We start from the raw sequence: 21159 nt of genomic DNA on the forward strand, positions 1-21159 counted from the left end.
AATTCATGGCTTTAGTTTTCAATAAATCATATTCTTGAATTTTTAATTTCACTGAAAAACTATTTCAAAAAAAACAACCTACCAGTAAGAATTTATTTCGTATTTTAATGCTCAAAACAAATAAATTGGCAGATATACCAACTATAACATTACTCCCACTTTGGCATAACCAGACTAAACAAATTGCCATAAATTTCAAATATGATGAATCCGTTAAAGAATACATCGAAAATTTCCCTGAAACCAAATGGAGCGATACACATAAAACCTTTTACACATCATACCACAAAACACGCCTAAATGAGCTGTTCCTTTATTTTAGGCAAAAAAAATGGTACGTAAATTATGAAGCCTTTAAAAACAATAGCCTTCCTGCCAAAATTGCTCCTGCCAAGCAAATTACGCTTCCTTTGCTAAAAGACGAACAAGCCAATGAACTTAACAGGTTTAAAAAATGGTTGGAACAAAAACGCTTTAGTCAAAATACAGTAAACACTTATGCAGAAGTAACTGCTTTCTTTTTACGTTACATGAATTTAAAAAACCTTACCCAAATAACGGCAAGAACCATTGAACAGTTTAATTACGATTTTATTTTTGTGGCCAAAAAATCGATCTCTTACCAGAATCAATGCATTAGCGGCATTAAACACCTCATAGATTTTAAAGGTTTAGCTATTGACACTTTAAACATCCAACGTCCAAATAAGGATAAAAAATTACCAAATATTTTAAGCAAACAAGAAGTAAAAGCCTTATTTGAAGCCACAAAAAACTTAAAACACAAAGTGTTGTTGAGCCTGACCTATTCCGCCGGTTTACGTATAGGCGAAACTTTAAGTATAAAACCAAAAGATATAGATTTTGAACGCGGATTAATACATATTAAATCTGCCAAAGGGAAAAAGGATAGATATACTTTATTATCACAAGGCTTAATTCCACTGCTACAAACCTATATAGACCACTACAACCCTAAGGTTTTTTTATTTGAAGGCAGATATGATGCACCTTATACCCAAGTAAGTGCAAGACAAGTACTCAAAAAATCGTTGAAAAAGGCGAACATAAAAAAATACGCAACGCTACATACCTTACGCCATAGTTTTGCTACCCACTTGTTAGAAAGTGGCACCGATATCAGATATATACAAGAACTTCTGGGGCATAACAGTCCAAAAACTACCATGATTTACACGCATGTATCAACAACTAACTTAAAAGATATTAAAAATCCTTTCGACAATCTGTAAGAAAGTAACTATATTAGCATATGAAAAAATTACCCCTGTTTAATAAGGGAGGAATATATGATGAAAAAGCATCGTTATCCCTCCAAATTGACACATTATAGAGGGTTTAATAATCCATATAAACAAGTTCTACGCAATTTGAAAAAACATCGTGCTTAAAAGAAAATGAAATTAACAAACGACCAATTTGAGGCTTCAGCTTATATTTTTGAAAAAGCTAACGGAAATAAAAAATCGGAATACGAAGAAAAAGTAATTGCCGAATCTGGATTAAACAATCTAAAACCAATTGAATTGGAAAATCAAATTATCAAAGGAATAGACAGCGGACTTTACTCGGACTCAAAAGAACGAATAAGTGCCTATTGGTCATTAAGTAAAATTCACAAAAACGAATTAATTCCGAACTTTAGAAAGTGGCTTAAAACTGAACTCGAAAACGAAAATTCAGATACAGTTTATCAATTGATGATTGCATTAGGAAATTTAGAAGAACCTATTTTTAATCTCGACAGAAATGGAAGTTCTGCTTTTAATGAAACGGAATTGAATTTGAGAGATGCAAGAGAATATTTAAATAAAAAGCAGAAATAATATGGAACCAAGTCTTTTGACTTCAATTATTGGAATCGTCATATTTACAACAATTATGTATTTCGGATTTAAATATGCTAATGGAAAATGGAAAGTATCAGAATCTAAAAAAGCTGACTATCTGAATTGGACAGAAAAGCACGGGAAAAATATAAAAAAGGGAATAATTATAATATCAATAATTTACGGAGTTTCGATGTTAATTCAAATTTCGAGTTTGATTTAGCGGAATAAAAACTGCGTAGAACACCGTGTATAATTCATTGCTAGTTATAGCCTACTTACGAAAGTCCTCGCGGACTTTCTATCTGTGATTTATTTGCTAACTTTAGTGCTTAAAACGCAACGAAATCATACACAAACACGTTACCTGCAAGTTGAAAAAACCGAACCGAATCCAAATCAAATATGAGTAAAAGACTTTATCTGAATTTATTTTTGAGTTTACTCATATTACTAATAGGTTATTATTTTTCTTCTGGACTTAACGACTTTTGGACAAGTAGAATTATTAATATTTTGTCAATTATTTTAGCTGGATTTTTCCTTATTAAATTTAATCCAAGCTTGCTTCCGAAAAAAGAAAACTCAACTTTCCGAATTATATACCTTTTCCCAATTATTATCGGAATTATTGGACTCTTTTTAGCAACTTATTTTATTCCATTATTAGTTTATAATTTAATGGAATGGCAATGGACTGACCAAATTAGACCAACGCAGTCTGAATTACCAAGATATTTGATTTTACTAACTCTTTGGGCTTTTTTCGAGGAGATATACTTTCGTAGAATTATATCACAGAAATTATTTAACGAAAAAGGATTTTCTAAAGCAATCTGGGTTTCTGCTTTAATTTTTAGTATTGCTCACATTTTTTCAGAAAATGGTTTGTTTGGACCTTTTATTGGCGGAATAGTTTTGGGTTATATTTATTTAAAGACAAGAAATATTTGGTTGAGTATTTTAACACATTTAGCTTTTAATCTGACAAGTTTTTTTGTGTCACCAAAGCTAACTGAAAATCTTGCTGATTTTAATTCTTATCAAAAAATATCGCTTCTAATAATATTAGGTTTTGGACTGATTTTGACAATGATTTTGATTATAAAAAAACAGACGAATAATAAACAAACGGAATTAAAAACCAGCAGGTAACACCGTGTATAAAAAATTGCTATTTTTAGCTTAAACAATGTTAGTTGCTTTGCTTGCATGCATCTGATTTTCCTTCGGAAAATCCTCGCACACAAGCACGCAACTTTCCATACACATAAACGTTGCAAAACATTTACCGAGTATGAATGAGAGAGAACGCGATAAACCGAAATTAATGTCTAAAAAGATGAATAAATTATTAATCATTCCTATTTTACTTTTTTGTTGCAATTTATTTTCTCAACAAGTTCAATCTAACACATCAAAAACCAATGTGAATATTTCTGAACAAAGAGAATTAAATTTAAAGCCAGAATCCACAATAATTAATGTGCCTCTTGAATCTGATTTATCTAAATATAAAAAAATTGTTTTGAGTATTATGGGAGCTAATTACAGTATAAATAAAAATCGTGTTCCTCAAGCTATAAGACAATCCAAATTTATTTTGGAAAAAAAGAATTTCAAAAAAGGTAAAACTAAAATGAAAGAAGATACATTATATTTATTTTGGACTTGTTCCAAAGAATATGATGACATAACAACCACTTTAGTGATTAGAGACTATAATTTCAAAGTTTTGTATAGTGCCACTTATACAAATATTGGAACTTCCAAAATACTATCATTTATTATGAGCATTTAAAAATATGAATGAGAAAAAAAATATTAAAACAATTTGCGAAGCAATTTCTAAACATAAATTAATTCAGTTTAAATACAAGGGGCTTCCAAAAGTTGTTGAGCCTTATTTGATAGGAGAACATGAGGACAACGGAAATATTGTGTTAAGGGCATTTTCAGTTGGAGGCAAAAGTAAAAGCACAAATGTGTTAGGGTGGAAGTTTTACGACTTAACCCATATAGTCGAGTTAACAATACGTATTGAAGATATTAAAATAAAGAAAGATTATAACCCAAATGACAGGGATATATCAAGAATCATTTGCAGAATTTAACCTATTCCAAGTTTTTAAGTATTCTAATATTTCGTCATCGTTATGTGTATCGCCAATAGAGCCAATAATAGAAAGAATATCGGACTTTCCTCCCAAATTCTCTATAACCTTATATATTTGACTAATAATTTCGGATTTTAAAACTGACATAATATAACTTTCGACTGACCTTAGCAGTGCGCAACTGTTGCGTGCGACTGACAAATTAAACGCTTAATAAATAATAAAATATTAATGGATTCAAACATAATAGGAATAGTAAGTATTATAGCGATATTGGTTTCTCCTTTAATAGCTGTTCAAGTAACACGTTATCTCGACGAGAAAAAGGCGGAAAAAACACGTCAAATGGAAATTTATCGGGTTTTAATGGGGCAACGCGGACTTCTTCCTCGCACGGATGAATATCTAATCGCTTTAAATCAAATTGTAGTTGTTTTTCATAAAGCGCAATCTGTTCTGACAGCGTATAAGGAACTCTACAAGTCAACCGCACCAAATTCTCCTGAGCTTTCAGACAGTGGGAGGTATTTAATAATCCTATTACGGAAGATGGCTGAACATTTGAATATTGACAATCTTCAAGACTTGGACATTGACAATTATTATTCTCCTCAAACGAGGGCTGATAGTCAATTGTTGGTCGGAACTTATTACCAAGAATTTTTAAGAGTTTTACAAAATTCCGAACACTTAGGAAAGAAAAGAAACGATGAAACAAAATAAAAAACGATTTTGCAACAACGTGTATAAATAATTTTCGCTTCGTGCCTTAATCTATTTACTGCATCCTTGCATTGTGTATTTTTAGCCGAAAGTTAGAGAAAACCAACCCAAAAACTATTCATACACAAACCCGTTGTATGTAATTAAAAAAAAATGAACAAAGAAATATTCATAACACAGTTGAACAAAATTATAGAGGAATTTAATAAGACAGTTCCTCAATCTAAATATACAGATTTAAGAGACTTACCTTTAGAAAAGAAAACAGTTCTAATCGGAAAATGCAAAGCTGCAGTTGTTCGAATTAGCGGATTGAATTCTGAATACAACAAGGAAGTTTTAAGAATATTAGAGAAAGATGGAGTGATGGTTGGTTCTAGGTTAAGACAAATCATTGGAATTATTATCGCATTAAAAGATGACCTTGAAAATGATTATTTAAAATCAGTAGCTGAACTAATTCATTCTGAAGTATTTGCTGACTATTTGGAAATGGCTTCATACTTGCTATCAGAAGGATATAAAGACGCTTCTGCTGTTATTGTAGGAAGTACGCTTGAATCACATCTTAAGAAACTTTGTGATAAAGTTTCAATCGATACTACTTTCACGAATGGAAAAGGAAAAGAAGTCTCAAAAAAGGCTGATACTATAAATTCAGAATTAGCCAAAGCTGGAGTATATAATAAAATGTATCAAAAGCAAATTACTGCATGGATGGATTTAAAAAATAATGCTGCACACGGAAATTATGGAGAATATGAAGTCGCTGAAGTGAAACTTATGATTTCTGGAATTAATCATTTTATCATTCAATACCCTGCTTAAAATAACTACATACAACAAAGTACTGTGGTAAAAAATAGCGGTATAAACGCTTAAATAAAAGAAAATGAATAAATTAAAGGTCTGTTATAATCCGAATGGTAAGTGCGTAAAATCCGCTACTTTTCATATACAAGACCGTTGGCTGCAAATGGAGGGCATCAGATACAATGTTAGTAAACTTTAAAAAATATTTAATATGAGAACAGTATTACTTTTAATGATTATTCTTGTAGGAAAAACTGCATTTACGCAGGAGGTAAAAATGTGTGAGGTAAAAGAAATTCCTCAACCTCTTGAGTGGATAATAAAACCTGATAGCTTTAATATTCAGAATGGAACAATTGAAATAAGTGCAGGCCCCAACACGAATATGTTTTATGCACCTCATGGACATTTCAATCAAAGTAATATGCCAAAGTTAGTATTTAGGCCAGATAGTAATTTTGTATTTAGCGCAAATGCATTGGCAGAGCATAAATCTAAATGGGAAGCAGCGATGCTTATTGTGTATATTGATGAAAATTACTGGGCTAAATTTTGTTTTGAAAACGAGGCTCCTTCTAAAAATCGGATGGTTACAGTTGTTACCAACGAGGTGTCAGACGATGCCTATTCCGATTACGTTGAGGGCAATTCGGTTTATATGCAAATATCAAAAAAAGGAAGGCAAATTGTATTCTCCTATTCGCTTGATAGTAAAAAATGGATAGGAATTAGATATTTCAGGTTAGATTCTGAAAAGCCAATAAAAATTGGTTTTGCATCTCAATCACCTATTGGTAATGGATTAACTTCAGTCTTTTCCGAAATAAAGTATAATGCAATTTCAAAATGATTTACCATTGTAAATAGAAAGAATATTATTTGACACGGAACACCAGCAGCCAACACGCGGTAAAAAACATTGCGCGAAAAGTGCTAAATTTGAACGACATAACATTTAATAAACGGTGTAGCGATTTGATAGGTTTGAGCTCCGAAATGCGCAACGATTTCTTACCGCCAACCGTTAGCCTTCATTAAAAATACTTACCCTATATTTTATAACTTAAGATTTTAACTTCATAGTTGATATAGAAGTACACGTGAACATCCCAGATTTTATGATTTATATCATTTATTTCTAATCAAAAATTGGCTAAATTAATTATTATTTAAAGCCATGAAAAATTCCATTTTATTTATTCTAATAAGTCTACTAACTTTTAATTTGTTAAATTCTCAAAATGAAATCCATTTATCAAAAGTTGAGGTAGAAGACGTTAACGGCCAATTTATATATCTTTTGAATGGAGAAAAATTGAACGGTATTATTTATCATAATCATCCAAATAACAAGCTAAAAGTAAAATTTCATGTAAAAAATGGATTAAAAGAAGGTCCATCACAAGAGTATTATAGTAATGGTCAATTAAAAGTTAAAACATCATTTAAGGACGGTCAACAAAGTGGACTTTACGAGAGCTACTTTGAAAATGGACAACTTCATGCAAGATATATATGGAAAGACATTTCACCAGATGGTATTTCTGAAGAATATTACGATAATGGTAATTTACATTTCAAATTTATCTGGAAGGATGGTTCACCCCAAGACACGATAAAATCATTTTTCAAGAATGGCCAATTAAAAGATCTTGTCATATACAAGGACGGTAAACGCGAAGGTTTATATGAAGAATATTATGAAAACGGACAATTACTCGAAACGTTTGTGTATAAAGCGGGTGAAATTAATGGACCCTATACTGCATATTTTGAAAATGGTCAATTAAAAGAGGAATCAAATTATAAGGAAGGGAAAATAGATGGCTCTGCTAAGGGGTATTATGAGAATGGACAATTGGAGGAAGTATCGACGTATAAAGCCGGAGTTAGGAATGGTTCATTGCTTAAGTATTATAACGATGGACAATTGTTCGCTAAAACTACTTATAAAAATGGCAAGCTAAATGGACACTTTGAAACCTATTTTGAAAACGGTAAATTAAACATAAGAGCAAATTTTATCAACGATATAAAAGACGGGATCTATGAAACTTATCATGAAAATGGCAACTCAAAATTGAAAGGAAATTACATTAATGGAGAAAAGAATGGTGTCTTTGAAATATATTTTGAAAACGGTGAATTGTCATGGATTCAAACCTATAAAAATGACAAATTGAATGGACGTTGTGATAGTTACTATGAAAACGGTAAAATTATGAAGAAAGGAAACTTTAAAGATGGCTTAAAAGATGGACTTTTCGAGAATTATAATAAAAAAGGAAAATTGACAAAAAAAGTAATCTACAAAGATGATAAAGAAATCAAAGGATAAACTCAAACTAACGAAAGGCTAACAAAGTACTGTGGTAAAAAACAAGTAAAAATTCATTAATTTTTCACTAAAGTACTTTTATATTCACCATCATATATTAATCCTGATTTAGCGATAGCAAAGGCCTGTTTTAGCAACTTATTACAGACAGCTATTAATGCTAATTTTTTACTCTTTCCTTTGGCTACTATTCGCTCATAAAGATCACGGCAAGATTTGTTGTATTTACAAGCATTAAAACTGCACATAAATAATAAATTTCTCAGTTTCTGATTCCCTATTTTACTAATTCTTGGTCGTCCGTTTACACTACTTCCACTTTGTCTAATTACTGGAGTTAAACCAGCATAACTACATAATTCGCTTGCGCTTGTAAAACGATAAAAGCCACCTGTTAAAACCACTAACATAATTGCTGTTTTAGGACCAATACCTGGAATAGTTTTCAAACGCGTTAACAAATCTTGATGTACTTGTTTTACCAAAACCAATAACTTATCTTCTAAGGTTTTTATCTCTTTCTCAAGATGCTTTAAACTACGTTTTAAGGATCTCAAAACATCTTTACTTGGATGTCCTAAAACTGCTTCACCATGTAATTTGTTTTTTGCACATAGTGCTTTTTTTTGTATATACAGAAAGGGTTCTAACGATTTGAAGACATTCTATTTCGTTTTTAGAATTACCTTGCCATAACTTTAATTCAACCTGCTCTGCATAATCACATATAAGTTTAGAATCGCTCTTATCTGTCTTAATTTTTGACAACCTCATCTGTATAAAACGTTTTACAGCTAATGGATTTTCTACAGATACTTTTATACCTGATTCTAGCAAATGATAAGCCAACTGATAATGATAATAACCTGTAGCTTCCATTACACAATGGCTATCACAATTTAAGAGTTTTGTAAACTTCTTAAAGCCAAATTCATTGTTTTTAAACTGATAATAATTACCATCAGAATCGGTAACATCGAAAACTAAATGACTGATGTCAAGTCCAAAATATTTAATATCTTTATTCATAAGAAACTATTTTTTGAAAGGACAACCTACGCGAGTTTCAACGACTTAAAATCGAGGTCTAAAAAGCCTCATAGAACTGTACGAAATCTGTGTAGAAAAGAGAGGGGATTTTCAATGTTGACGAAGTCTTAAGCTTCTGCGTGTATAATAACCTTATTCCTCTCTTTTGTCTTTTCTGTTTATTTGTTAAATGTAATAAAAGACAAACTTAAGACGTGTATAATTAATGGCTTGGTCACTGCCGACTTACGAACATTCCTGCGGAATATTCTATCTGTGATTTATTTGCTAAATTAGGTGCTTAATCACGCAACTAACCATACACAACAGCGTTGGCAACAAGCCAAAATAATATTTTACCGAACGTTTGGTAATTTTATTTTTATTCGTATATTTGCCCTATGAGACCACAAAAAGTTTTAGATAACGATATGTATTCTGCTTTGACCAAAGTGTTCAGAGAAAAAGGATATGAAGGCGCAAGCCTTAATGAAATATCTGATGCTACAGGGTTAAAAAAAGCTAGTTTGTATCACAGATTTCCAGAGGGTAAAAAACAAATGGCAGAAGCTGTATTTAACTATATAGATAAATGGGTTGAAATAAAAATATTCGGTGCCTTAATAAATAACACACTCACACCAGATCAAAGATTAAACGAAAGTATAAATAATATTAAAGAGTTATATAATGGCGGTGAAGATTCCTGTATTTTTAGAACATTATCTATGAAAGTAGGTCTTGAATTATTTGGAAGTCGTATTAAAAATGGCATGGAACAATGGATTCATCATTTCAAGGAACTTGGATTAGCTTTTGGACAATCTAAAGAAGTAGCGAAAAGCAATGCTGTACAAAATTTGATTGATATTCAAGGAAGTCTAATCGTCTCTGAAGGACTTAAAGATTTAACTATTTTTGAAAACACATTAAAAACAATTAAAAATCGCTATAATAAAGAGTAGTTTTTTTTAACTAAAATATTTACCGAACGGTCGGTAAATTACTAATAATTATAAATTTTACAAAAATGAAACGATTACAAGCATTAAATCCAGAAACAACAACTGGCAAATCAAAAGAATTATTTAACGGAGTTCAATCAAAGTTGGGTATGGTGCCAAATATGATGAGAACCATGGGTAACTCATCTGCTGTACTAGAAGGTTACTTAAACTTAAGCGGTGCATTAGCTAAAGCAAGTATTGGTGCAAAGATGGGCGAATTAATAGCCTTAACAGTATCGCAAGAGAATAATTGTGATTATTGCCTATCTGCACACACTTTTATTGGAGAAAATTTAGTGAAAATAGATTCAACGTCTTTACAATCAGCAAGAATAGCCCAAAATTCCGATAAAAAAACTCAAGCAGGTTTGGTGTTTGCTAAAAAACTAGTAACCACTCAAGGAAGGGTGTCTGATGAAGACGTACGGCTTGTAAAAGATGCTGGTTATACCGAGGGAGAGATTGGAGAAATCATAGCGCACGTAGCATTAAACGTATTTACAAACTATTTCAATAACACAGCCAAAACAGCAATAGATTTTCCTTTAGTATCTAAAATATAAAACTCATCTAAAGGACAATGCAAGAATACACATTGTACTAATAAATTTTTAAAATCATGGAAAAAAAACATCCTCTACCACCATTCAATGCTGAAACAGCAAAACAGAAAGTACAACTGGCAGAAGACGCTTGGAATAGTAAAGACCCTGTAAAAATTTCGTTGGCCTACTCTCAAGATACAGAGTGGCGCAACAGAAATCAATTTATTAATGGGCGCCAAGAAGTACAAGAATTTCTAAAAGACAAATGGCAAAAAGAATTAGAATATAAACTCAAAAAGGAATTATGGGCTTTTCTTGATAATAGAATTGCTGTACGATTTGAGTATGAATACAGAAACAAAGACGGTCAATGGTTTAGAGCTTATGGCAATGAAAACTGGGAGTTTGACGCAGACGGATTGATGCAAAAGAGATATGCCAGCATTAATGACTTAAAAATAAAAGAAACACAAAGAAAATTATAACCTTAAAACAAACACAATGAAAAAATTTATCACACTTAAATTACTGCTGCTCCTACTCATCGTAGCGTGTCAACAGAAAGTAGAAGAAAAAAGCGTTACTCCTACCGTAACGGCGACACAGACTGCATCAAAAGAGCAGGCTACTAAATTTAAAAGCATCGATATTAATGGAGTGAATATCGCCTATCGAGAAGCTGGAAATCCAGATAACCCAACTATCGTATTACTACACGGTTTTCCTTCATCTTCACAACAATATCGCAAGGTTTTAAACGAGTTATCTGATGAGTTTTATCTCATAGCACCAGATTACCCTGGATTTGGGAATAGTGATTTCCCTTCTCCAGATGAGTATCAATTCACCTTTGACAATTTAGCAAAGACCATAGACGCTTTTCTTGAAAAGAAAGCACTTAACTCTTACGCCTTAATGATTCAAGACTTTGGCGCTCCCGTAGGTTTTAGGATTGCAACCGCCCACCCTGAGCGCATTACAGCAATCATTAATCAAAATGGAAATGCGTATGAAGAAGGGCTTGGAAAAGCTTGGAAAGATATAAGAGTACTATGGGCAAATAGAACTCTCGAGACTGAAAAAGCAATACTACCTGCATTTTCATTAGAGGGATTGAAGTGGCAATATACACACGGGACTAGAAATATTGAAAATGTTAATCCTGATAACTGGCAACTAGACTATTTAAGACTATCACGACCTAATGCTCATAATGCGGCTTTTGATTTATTGTATGATTACCAGAATAATTTAACACTATACCCGACGTGGCAACAATATTTAAGAGATAATCAACCGCCTCTTTTAGTTGTTTGGGGTAAAAATGATGAGTTTTTTCCTGAGAGTGGCGCTGCAGCCTTTAAAAAGGATGTAAATAATATTGATTACAACATTTTTAACACAGGACACTTTGCACTAGAGGAAGATGGCGCCGAAATCATTTCAAAAATGAGGGCATTTATGAAAACAATTAACCAATAAAATAGAACAAAAATGAAAAAAATAGCAATAAACGGAATGGGGCGCATAGGAAGAGCCTCTTTGAAAATAATTTTAGATAATCCAGAATTAGACTTGGTAGCAGTTAATGATATTGCTTTCATAGATAACATTGCCTACCTCTTAAAATATGATAGTGTTCACGGAATTTTTGAAAAAGACGTAACTGTAGAGAATGATAGTTTACTAGTAAACGGGAAAACAATTCCTTTCTATTCTCAAAGAAATCCGGAAGACCTTCCTTGGAAAGAACTTGATGTAGATGTCGTAATAGAAAGTACAGGCTTTTTTACTAAAGAAGAAGACGCTCAAAAACACGTCGATGCAGGAGCTAAAGTCGTTGTAATTTCGGGACCTACCGCAAGTGGTGGAGTTCCAACGGTTGTGCACGGTGTAAATACTAAAGATGGAAAGAACACTATATTTTCTTGTGCAAGCTGTACCACAAACAATATAAGTCCTGTTATTGAGATTTTAGGCAGAAGAATAGGTATAGCAAAAGCGATAATGACCACAGTACACGCAAACACATCTTCCAATAGCACAGTAGATGCACCCTCTAAAAAAACAAGAATGGGAAGGTCTGGAATGAATAATTTAATTCCCACCTCGACAGGTGCAGCCACAGCAACCACTAAGGCGTTGCCAGAATACGCAGGTAAATTTGATGGTATGGCAATTAGAGTTCCAGTAGCAATTGGGTCGGTTTCAGATATTACACTAGTAACAGCTAGAAAAACCTCTAAAGAAGAACTCAATCAAATATTTACAGAAGAGGCTTCAACTGCTCGTTATAAAAATGTAATAAGAGTGACTAATGACCCTATTGTTTCAAGTGACATAGTTAAAGACCCACACGCCGCAGTTATTGATTTAGAAATGACAAAAGTGGTTGATGGTGACTTAGTAAAAGTATTAGCCTGGTATGATAATGAGTGGGGCTTTGCAAATCAAATGATTCGTCAGATTTTAGAAAATGTATAACTAATATTAAAAATAAAATAATGAAAAATGTCACTGCAAAAATCGACCGTTCGAAGTATAGAACTATTTTTTCTGATGGAACACATCAAGTAATTGGAGATGAGCCAGATCCTTTTGGCACAGATGAAGGCACAGACCCTTATAGTTTATTGCTAATGGCTTTAGGTGGTTGTGTCGCTATGACCATAAGAATGTATGCTGACAGAAAAAAATGGGACTTAGAAGGTGTAGAAGTTACCCTATCACAAAAGCGAGTGCATCACAAAGATTGTGAAGAATGTGACTCAACAGATGGGTATGCCCACTTAATTGAAAAAAAAGTCGAACTATTAGGTAACCTGAATGATGCGCAAAGAGCGCGACTTATGGAAATTGCAGATAGATGTCCCGTAAATAAGACACTACTAAATGAAATAAAGATTAGAACTGTAGAAGTTTACTCCACCATTAACCATATAACAAACCAAAAAGATGAAAAAACAATTAAATAAGATTGGGTTAGACCGCATTGAGTCAAAATCCTTATCAGAAAAATTAAACACATTACTAGCAAACTATCAAATTTTCTATATGAATACCCGAGGTTTTCATTGGAACATTAAAGGAACTAATTTTTTTGAACTACATCTTAAATTTGAAGAATTGTACAACGATTCATTAATTAAAATAGATGAAATTGCAGAACGAATTTTAACTTTAGGCTACACACCATTACATACCTATTCTGATTATTTAAAGGAAGCATCCATAAAAGAGGCAAAAGACATAAGCAATGGAGAACAAGCCATTAAAGTAATTTTGAAGGGATATGAAACACTATTACCGCTCGAAAGGGAATTATTAGACCTTGCATCAGATTCAAATGATGAAGGAACAAATGCTCTAATGAGCGATTACATTAGAGAGCAGGAAAAATCAGTTTGGATGTATTCTGCCTACATAAATTAAAAAACACACACGTATGGATTCAAGATATATAAGTGATATTGCATTCACTCCGTCAGTAAAAAATAGACAAGAAGAAATGGGCTCAAGAGTAGCCTATCAAAATATGGCAGAAAAAAGGGATTGGCAAACTAAAATCACAGAACAACTCCGTTTTTTTATTAGTAAAAGAGATTCTTTTTATATGGCTTCGGCTAATGCAGATGGGCAACCTTACATTCAACATAGAGGTGGTCCTAAAGGCTTTTTAAAAGTGCTGGATGACCAACATCTGGCCTTTGCAGACTTTTCAGGAAATAGGCAATATATTTCAGTAGGTAATTTTGATGAAAATAATAAAGTACACCTCTTTTTAATAGATTACCCAAATAGGAAACGAATAAAAATTTGGGGAGAAGCTTCCATCATCACAAATGAATCAAATCTTATGGAACAGTTTATAGATAAAGACTATGACGTCCCTATAGAACGAATCATTAAAATAAAAATAACGGCTTGGGATATAAACTGCCCACAGCACATCCAGCAACGATATACCATTGAAGAAATAAAACCATATATAGATAAATTAAAAAATGAATAGTTTGCTATTTTGAATTATTATGGAGAAAACAGCAAGTTGCTAACAATGTATAAAAGCAATAGCGGTTTGGGCGCAATCTCAAACCTTTTTTTGTTTTAATTAAGTATCTTGTTATAAAAAATGTGAATGCATTTATTCCGCTACTGCTCTTAAACGAGACGTTGTATGTAAGTGACTCAGAACGGGCTTAACCCTTTGAAAACCAAACTACTTAATTAAGCCGAAAGGAAAATATTTTTAAGCTCTTTGAAGATAGTTCAGTGGTAACTTATTAGGAATTTATTTGTTTTTTCTTCCTTCCGCAAAAAAAATACTAGGAAGCCCATGCACATTGCACAAACTTGCACACAAACCAAAATTTAGAAACAAGTACAATTCTTGCAGCCTAAAGTAGCTAAATTACTCTATACCAATAACAACCACTAAATAAACTAGATTTTCTAAACAAATTTCATGGTTGTAATAAAGCTTATCGTTGGTAAGAATTATTTTATCTTATTCAAAAAATTACTCAAATTATCTTCTCTTTTTAAATTCATTTTTTTTCGGATACGTGAACGAGCCATATGCACACTATTTACAGAAATTCCTAATAAGTGAGACATTTCTTTACTATCAAAATTTAGTTTCACAAGAGCACAATGTTTTAAATCTGTCGGAGTTAATTCAGGATATTGTTTCAATAATTGGTCGTAAAAACTTTTATTGATCTGAGTAAAGCGGAGATGAAAATCTTCCCATATTTTCTTGTTACTCTGTTTGTATTTGTTGTGTAAAGTTTTATGTGAGTCAGGTAACTTATCTTTAAGTTCTTCTAACAGTTCTTTAACAAATTGCTCCTTCTCTATTATTTGCAAAGCATTAGCGGTAAGTTCTTTGTTTTTAATATTAAGTATCGTTTTGTTCTTGTCATCATTAAGTTTCTTTTTAAAAGCTAATTTTTTCATTTTTACTTTCAACCTATATGTGATGAAGGCTATCGATGTCAATAATATTATAACAATAATTAATAACCTCAATCTAAATTTGGCTTTATTGTTTAATTTTAACAGTTTCGTTTGGGTTTCTATTTGTTCTTCCTTTTTTTTCAGATCGTCTTTATACCTATTTTTTATCTCAAAAAGACTTTTATTTTGTTGACTTTGGGTATTAAATAAGCTGTCTGACCACTTCTTAGACTTTTGCATATAGTCAAAAGCAAACCTATGTTTATTCTCTTTTCCATACAGCATTGCAATTTTCTCTAAAACTAAAGGTTTTAATTTCGTTTGGGTTTGCAGAGAATCTATAGCATTTAGAGATTTATTATAGAAAACAAAAGCACTATCTGTTTCATTAATTGCACTTTTCAATTCACCCATATAATATGACACCGAAACTTGAAAACCATTTCCTTGTTTTTCAAGGTATGCAAGTACACCTTCTAAATATTTTTTAGCCTTATCATATTCTTTTAGCTCAACATATACTTGCCCATATACTGCATCAACAAAATACAACCTGCTTCCAGACTTATCAGATTTATAACAAGTATCAAGATATTGGAGAGCTGAATCATAATCTTGCATAGCTACATTTTGTATAGCAACATCAAAATAACAGGCAGTAAGTCGTTCCCTATATTTTTCATCCAACTTTACGTATTTTTTGGCAATTTTCAGTCCTTCTTTCAAATGGTATAAAGCCTCCTTTTCTATATCATAAACACCATATAGAATGCCTAACATTTGATGAATTTCTAGTAATGGTTTTTTATTAGAAATCTTATTAGCCATAGGCATTACATCCCAAAGTAAATCGAATGCATTATTAAATCTACCTTTTCGGTACTCAACATCCGACATATGAACAACACAATTTAAATGATTAATGGTATCACCTTTTGATAAAAAGTATTCTGATCCTTTAGCGAAATAGGAATAAGCTTCCTCAGCAGGAGCTTGTGACATATGATATCTATCTTTATTAAATTTCTCAATTTTAAAAAATGAGGTATCTATTGAGTTTTGAGATAAGACTGAATTTGAGCAAATAATTATTAATACATATAAAAAAGTTAACAAAAATCGCATGTTGTTTTTTTGACATGCAAGATACTTAAATATGTTTCAAATATAGTCTACGTTAGGGGTATGCGCACTGAAATATAGTTTAAATATAGTTGAAAACAAGTTGAATTAAATGCAATAATATAATTTTGAAATGTTGATATACAGAAGTATATGGTTTAAGATAAAACCATTTAAATAAAGCGCTCACAACAATAAAATAATATTAAAACTAAAGTGTTTATGAACCTAATTAAATCAATTTTACTACTAGCCATTCTGTTTTTTAGCAATAGTACATATTGCCAAAAAAAATCTCAGAAAAATTTAAGTGAAACTATTCAAGAAAAAGAGAAACATGAAGTGAAAAAAATTTACAAAGAAGAATGGCCTTCCATAGCTCGTCATTCCACACCTGAATGGTTTAGAGATGCTAAATTTGGTATTTACACGCATTTTGGTCCAGCCGTTTTGGCAACACAACACAAAACTACCGAATGGTGGGGTTGGGCCATGTATAATAAAAAACAGAAGTATTGGACAAATGCTGTTCGACCTGATTCTCCCGATACTACACGAGAATTTAAGCTACATCAAGAATTATTTGGCGACCAAAATGTATATGGTTACAAGGATTTGATTATGGATTTTCAGCCCGATAAATTTGATGCAGAAGAGTGGGCAAATTTATTTTTTAAAGCTGGAGCTAAATTTTCGGGTCCTATGGGATGTCATCACGATAATTTTATGTTGTGGGATTCCGAAGTTACACGTTGGAATATGAAACGTACTGCTGGTATTGATGTTGTAGGCGAATTGGAAAAGGCAATTCGTGCAAAAAACATGAAATACCTGATAACTTTTCATCATGCTTTTTCTTGGTGGTTTTTTACTGAATCGCATAAATACGATGGAGCAAATCCAGAATATCAGGATCTATATTGCAAACCACATACATTTTCTGACGATCCAGATAGTTTTGGAGAATACCCCGATGCCGAATACGAAGATTTATGGTTTAAAAAGCTAGAAGAAGCTGCTATAAAATATAAGCCAGATTTATTTTGGTTTGACATGGGGTTAGAGTTATTAAGCGATGATATTCGTAAAAAAGCTTATGCAATGATACTTAATAATGGGGAACAAAATCAGCAAGAAATTGGCATCTCTTACAAAACAAAATTTGATATTTGTATTCCTCCATCAGCAGGAATTCTTGATTTTGAAAAAGGTCGCTCACAAAGTGCACGTGAAGATGCTTGGTTAACCGACACACCTCTTGGTGGTTGGTTTTATAATGGACGTAAATCTCGGTCATCCGAAGCCATTATTGAAATCCTTATTGATATTGTAAGCAAAAACGGATGCTTGCTGTTAGATGTAAGTCCAAAACCGGATGGAACCATTCCCAACGATCAAAAAGAAACCTTATTAGGTATAGGTGAATGGTTAAAAGTAAACGGTGAAGCAATTTACAATACACGTCCGTGGGTTATTGCTGAAGAAGGCCCAACGAAACTCGAAAAAGACGGACATTTTAATGAAAATTGGGAAGCAATCTACACCGAAAGAGATATTCGATACACACAAAGCAAAGATCATAATACACTTTACGTAATTGTGATGGACGAACCTACAACAAATACCGTGGTGTCTAAAAAACTGGGTAAAGGTTTCGAATATTTAAGTCGCGAAATTGAAAGTGTAAGCCTAATTGGTTCTCATGAAAACATTGTATGGAAGCAAAACGAAACTAATATGACTTTCTCATTCCCTAAAAATATAAACGGGAAACATGCATTTTGTTATAAACTGAAATTAAAAAAAGTATCAAACAACTAAAATATTATGAAAAATAAAATTCAACCTTTAGGAATATGCATAGCATTGCTTCTATTAAGCATGCACCAAGTAGTTTACGCACAAAACAAACTAGCTGAAAAAGAAAATGCCAGTGAAGTCGATCAAATTGAACAGGCAAAAAAGTCAGGTAAAACTTTCAAAGAAGAATGGCCTTCCATTGCCAAACATTCTGTTCCTGAATGGTTCCGAGATGCCAAGTTTGGTATTTTTACTTGTATTGGCCCAGCTACTTTAGCCACTCAAAATAAAACCACAGAATGGTATGGATGGGCTATGTACGATACCATAGGTGTATATTGGAATAATGCCCCTAGAGGAGAAGCTAAACCATCTGGAGAATTTCTTAGACATAAGGAATTATTTGGTGGCGATCAAAACGAGGTAGGATATAAAGATATCATCAAGCAATTTAATCCAACTAAATTCAATGCTGAAGAGTGGGCTGACCTCTTTGACAAAGCTGGTGCAAAATTCATGGGACCAATTGGTGTATTTCACGATAATTATCTAAACTGGGATTCTGATATTAGCCGTTGGAATAGCAAAGACATGGCTGGAATTGACATTACTGGAGAACTTGAAAAAGCCATACGCAAGCGTAACATGAAATACCTCATTACTTACCATCACGCTTTTACTTGGTATTGGTATTATCATTCTTTTGCTTTTGACGGGGGAATAACAGGTAATGAAGACCTTTACGGAAAAGTCCATGGATTTTCGCCGGATAGTGATAGCTTTGAACCTTATCCCGATGCTGATTTTGAACAACGTTGGTTCGATATTCTAAAAGAGTCAGCTGACAAATATTCTCCAGATTTATTTTGGTTTGATATGGGCTTGGAATTGCTAAGCGACAATATCCGTAAAAAAGCATTTGCTTATTTACTAAACGAAGCAGAGCAAAAAAAGAAGGAAATTGGTTTGTGTTACAAAATAAAGTTCGACGTTTGCATTCCTCCTAAGGCAGGTATCCTAGATTATGAAAAGGGACGTTCAACGGGACTACGTGCAGACCCTTGGTTGAGTGACACACCTTTGGGAGGCTGGTTTTATAATGGCCGTAAATCGCGTTCGCCCGAGGCTATTGTAGAGATTCTTTGCGATGTAGTTAGCAAAAATGGATGTTTGCTTCTCGATGTTAGTCCCAAGTCTGATGGAACTATTCCTGAAGATCAGAAAGAAACTTTATTGGGGATTGGTAAGTGGTTAGATATGAACGGTGAGGCTATTTACAATACGCGTCCCTGGAAAATTGATGGTGAAGGTCCTACTACTTTAAAGAAGGATGACCATTTTAATGAAAATTGGGAAGCTATTTATACAGATGATGACATTCGATATACAACAAGTAAAGATGAAAATACACTTTATGTTATTGTTCTAGATCGCCCAACTAAAGGTAAAATAACAGCAAAAATGTTGTCGACTATTTTACCATACTTCGATAAGGAAATAGTAAATATTAGCTTAATTGGCTCTGATGAAAAAGTAGAGTGGAATAGAGATGTTTATGGTTTAGAACTTTCGTTTCCTGATAACCACCCAGGCAAACATGCTTTTTGCTATAAAGTTAAATTGGTAACAAAATAAAGTTATAAGGAAAGTACTCATAGTAATCTAATTTGTGTACCTACTCATACGTATTTTACAGTGGAATTAGTTCTCCTTTGTAATTGGATGATAAGGCAATTTAAAATATAGACAGAACATAGTCCTACCTATTTGTAAGCACATTGGCAAATCTGCACAAGAAATATGCACTAAAACCACTCGCCAAAGAGCTTACAAATCCATTCCAGTTTACCCACGGGACATTACGGTTTAACCCCTCACAAAAAAACAAAATAAATTCGTTATTCGTAGTCAACTTCAGTGCATTAAGATAAAATAACAAGAGTAGTGCTAAACATTAAACTGATAAGCCTTGAATAAACACCTACATACAACAATGGGTATAAAAAATTGCTTAATTCAATAAAATAGAATGTTTCTAAAACATAAATAACTTAAATTTAAACATCGGAAAATTGCGGTTTCAAATCCGCAACTTTCCATACCCTAAACCGTCAGTGGCAATTAAACAAACTTCTGCAAAAAATTAATGATGATGAATAAAAAATTGAATTCTAATAACCAAACATCATTTTGGAATGTGATTTTAATAATGGTCTTTCTTATTGCACTATTCTATATTTCTAGAGATTTAGAACATTATGGCATGAAAGAAGAAACATTAGGAAGGTTTTGGAATGTAAAGTGGTGGCTTATTTGTCACCTTACAACAGCAATAGTTGCAGTGATTTTAGGACCACTACAATTTTGGAAATGGTTTAGAAATAGAAATATTAAACTTCATCGACAGCTCGGAAAAATTTACATTCTCTCGATAATTATTACTTCATTGTGTTCATCTTATTTGGCTTGGAATACTGCAATCAAAATACATTTTACATGGGCACTAACATTACAAGTAGCTGCAGTCATTTGGATTATAACAGTTCTTATGGCATATCGAACTGCCAAATTGAAAAGAATTCAACAGCATAAAGAGTGGATGATTCGAAGTTATATTGTAACGATGGTTTTTATATCTTTTCGGTTTTTTAATGATTATTTTGAGGCAGCTCAAATAGGGACATTTATTGAGAGAGCAGCTACCATTGGATACTTGGCTACCTTCTTACCACTATTCTTGTCAGAATTAGTTTTTCAATGGAATAGAAAGAAATAAAAGCCACTAATCGAGTAGACGGCTGACTACCAAAAGATAGCCAGTGCGCCTCTCACACCACCGTACGTACGGGTCTCGTA

General features: G+C 32.6%; 22 protein-coding genes and 1 pseudogene. 20 read left to right on the forward strand and 3 right to left on the reverse strand.

Annotation, left to right across the window (positions count from 1 at the left end):
• The first annotated feature begins 125 nt into the window (after positions 1-125).
• From ABD935_RS08110 to ABD935_RS08130, 5 genes are all read left to right on the forward strand, one after another.
• A complete protein-coding gene (locus ABD935_RS08110; RefSeq protein WP_345191331.1) occupies positions 126-1253 on the forward strand; it encodes a tyrosine-type recombinase/integrase in 1128 nt (375 codons plus the stop codon).
• A gap of 165 nt (positions 1254-1418) precedes the next feature.
• A complete protein-coding gene (locus ABD935_RS08115; protein ID WP_345191333.1) occupies positions 1419-1847 on the forward strand; it encodes a hypothetical protein in 429 nt (142 codons plus the stop codon).
• Positions 1848-2255: 408 nt separating this feature from the next.
• The gene (locus ABD935_RS08120; protein WP_345191335.1) at positions 2256-3005 is read left to right on the forward strand and encodes a CPBP family intramembrane glutamic endopeptidase; all 750 of its coding nucleotides are present in this window, start codon (positions 2256-2258) and stop codon (positions 3003-3005) included.
• Positions 3006-3147: 142 nt separating this feature from the next.
• A complete protein-coding gene (locus ABD935_RS08125) occupies positions 3148-3651 on the forward strand; it encodes a hypothetical protein (RefSeq protein ID WP_345191336.1) in 504 nt (167 codons plus the stop codon).
• Between the two features lie 4 nt (positions 3652-3655).
• Positions 3656-3964, forward strand: a complete 309-nt coding sequence (locus ABD935_RS08130; RefSeq protein WP_345191337.1) for a hypothetical protein — start codon at positions 3656-3658, stop codon at positions 3962-3964.
• On the opposite strand, the gene ABD935_RS08135 is transcribed toward ABD935_RS08130, so the two are convergent.
• Complete coding sequence (locus ABD935_RS08135; RefSeq protein WP_345191339.1) at positions 3941-4114, reverse strand: hypothetical protein; 174 nt, start codon at positions 4112-4114, stop codon at positions 3941-3943. The genes ABD935_RS08130 and ABD935_RS08135 overlap by 24 nt on opposite strands.
• Before the next feature lie 84 nt (positions 4115-4198).
• On the opposite strand from ABD935_RS08135, the gene ABD935_RS08140 reads away from it, so the two are divergent.
• The 4 genes from ABD935_RS08140 to ABD935_RS08155 all read left to right on the forward strand — a co-directional run bounded on the left by ABD935_RS08140 (position 4199) and on the right by ABD935_RS08155 (position 7841).
• On the forward strand, positions 4199-4690 hold the full coding sequence (locus ABD935_RS08140; RefSeq protein WP_345191340.1) for a DUF6680 family protein: 492 nt from the start codon (positions 4199-4201) through the stop codon (positions 4688-4690).
• A 153-nt stretch (positions 4691-4843) separates the two neighbouring features.
• Positions 4844-5518 carry a hypothetical protein gene (locus ABD935_RS08145; protein WP_345191342.1) on the forward strand — a complete coding sequence of 225 codons (675 nt, stop codon included), beginning with the start codon at positions 4844-4846 and terminating at the stop codon, positions 5516-5518.
• Positions 5519-5714: 196 nt separating this feature from the next.
• A complete protein-coding gene (locus ABD935_RS08150; protein WP_345191344.1) occupies positions 5715-6353 on the forward strand; it encodes a DUF1349 domain-containing protein in 639 nt (212 codons plus the stop codon).
• A 327-nt stretch (positions 6354-6680) separates the two neighbouring features.
• Positions 6681-7841 carry a toxin-antitoxin system YwqK family antitoxin gene (locus ABD935_RS08155; RefSeq protein ID WP_345191345.1) on the forward strand — a complete coding sequence of 387 codons (1161 nt, stop codon included), beginning with the start codon at positions 6681-6683 and terminating at the stop codon, positions 7839-7841.
• A gap of 56 nt (positions 7842-7897) precedes the next feature.
• On the opposite strand, the pseudogene ABD935_RS08160 reads toward ABD935_RS08155, so the two are convergent.
• Positions 7898-8870: pseudogene (locus ABD935_RS08160) on the reverse strand (IS110 family RNA-guided transposase).
• Between the two features lie 401 nt (positions 8871-9271).
• On the opposite strand from ABD935_RS08160, the gene ABD935_RS08165 reads away from it, so the two are divergent.
• The 8 genes from ABD935_RS08165 (at position 9272) to ABD935_RS08200 (ending at position 14434) form a co-directional block, all read left to right on the forward strand.
• Positions 9272-9835 carry a TetR/AcrR family transcriptional regulator gene (locus ABD935_RS08165; protein ID WP_345191346.1) on the forward strand — a complete coding sequence of 188 codons (564 nt, stop codon included), beginning with the start codon at positions 9272-9274 and terminating at the stop codon, positions 9833-9835.
• Between the two features lie 65 nt (positions 9836-9900).
• On the forward strand, positions 9901-10440 hold the full coding sequence (locus ABD935_RS08170; protein ID WP_345191348.1) for a carboxymuconolactone decarboxylase family protein: 540 nt from the start codon (positions 9901-9903) through the stop codon (positions 10438-10440).
• A gap of 56 nt (positions 10441-10496) precedes the next feature.
• Positions 10497-10907 (forward strand): DUF1348 family protein, encoded by a 411-nt coding sequence (locus ABD935_RS08175; protein WP_345191349.1) that lies wholly within the window; start codon positions 10497-10499, stop codon positions 10905-10907.
• A 16-nt stretch (positions 10908-10923) separates the two neighbouring features.
• Entirely contained in the window at positions 10924-11904 is a 981-nt protein-coding gene (locus ABD935_RS08180; RefSeq protein WP_345191350.1) for an alpha/beta fold hydrolase, read from the forward strand.
• Between the two features lie 12 nt (positions 11905-11916).
• Positions 11917-12906 (forward strand): type I glyceraldehyde-3-phosphate dehydrogenase, encoded by a 990-nt coding sequence (gene gap / locus ABD935_RS08185; protein WP_345191352.1) that lies wholly within the window; start codon positions 11917-11919, stop codon positions 12904-12906.
• Between the two features lie 20 nt (positions 12907-12926).
• The gene (locus tag ABD935_RS08190; protein ID WP_345191353.1) at positions 12927-13397 is read left to right on the forward strand and encodes an OsmC family protein; all 471 of its coding nucleotides are present in this window, start codon (positions 12927-12929) and stop codon (positions 13395-13397) included.
• The gene (locus ABD935_RS08195) at positions 13378-13854 is read left to right on the forward strand and encodes a Dps family protein (protein WP_345191354.1); all 477 of its coding nucleotides are present in this window, start codon (positions 13378-13380) and stop codon (positions 13852-13854) included. Before ABD935_RS08190 ends, ABD935_RS08195 begins: the two co-directional genes overlap by 20 nt.
• 13 nt (positions 13855-13867) lie before the next feature.
• Positions 13868-14434, forward strand: a complete 567-nt coding sequence (locus ABD935_RS08200) for a pyridoxamine 5'-phosphate oxidase family protein (RefSeq protein WP_345191356.1) — start codon at positions 13868-13870, stop codon at positions 14432-14434.
• A 485-nt stretch (positions 14435-14919) separates the two neighbouring features.
• On the opposite strand, the gene ABD935_RS08205 is transcribed toward ABD935_RS08200, so the two are convergent.
• A complete protein-coding gene (locus ABD935_RS08205) occupies positions 14920-16506 on the reverse strand; it encodes a tetratricopeptide repeat protein (protein WP_345191357.1) in 1587 nt (528 codons plus the stop codon).
• A gap of 219 nt (positions 16507-16725) precedes the next feature.
• Between ABD935_RS08205 and ABD935_RS08210 the strand changes: the two genes are divergently transcribed.
• The 3 genes from ABD935_RS08210 (at position 16726) to ABD935_RS08220 (ending at position 21079) form a co-directional block, all read left to right on the forward strand.
• Entirely contained in the window at positions 16726-18324 is a 1599-nt protein-coding gene (locus tag ABD935_RS08210; protein ID WP_345191359.1) for an alpha-L-fucosidase, read from the forward strand.
• 6 nt (positions 18325-18330) lie between these two features.
• Positions 18331-19938, forward strand: a complete 1608-nt coding sequence (locus ABD935_RS08215; protein ID WP_345191360.1) for an alpha-L-fucosidase — start codon at positions 18331-18333, stop codon at positions 19936-19938.
• Positions 19939-20512: 574 nt separating this feature from the next.
• Positions 20513-21079, forward strand: a complete 567-nt coding sequence (locus tag ABD935_RS08220) for a DUF2306 domain-containing protein (RefSeq protein WP_345191362.1) — start codon at positions 20513-20515, stop codon at positions 21077-21079.
• Positions 21080-21159: the final 80 nt, after the last annotated feature.

The organism is Algibacter agarivorans (assembly GCF_039543245.1).
Classification (GTDB): Bacteria; Bacteroidota; Bacteroidia; order Flavobacteriales; family Flavobacteriaceae; genus Algibacter_G; species Algibacter_G agarivorans.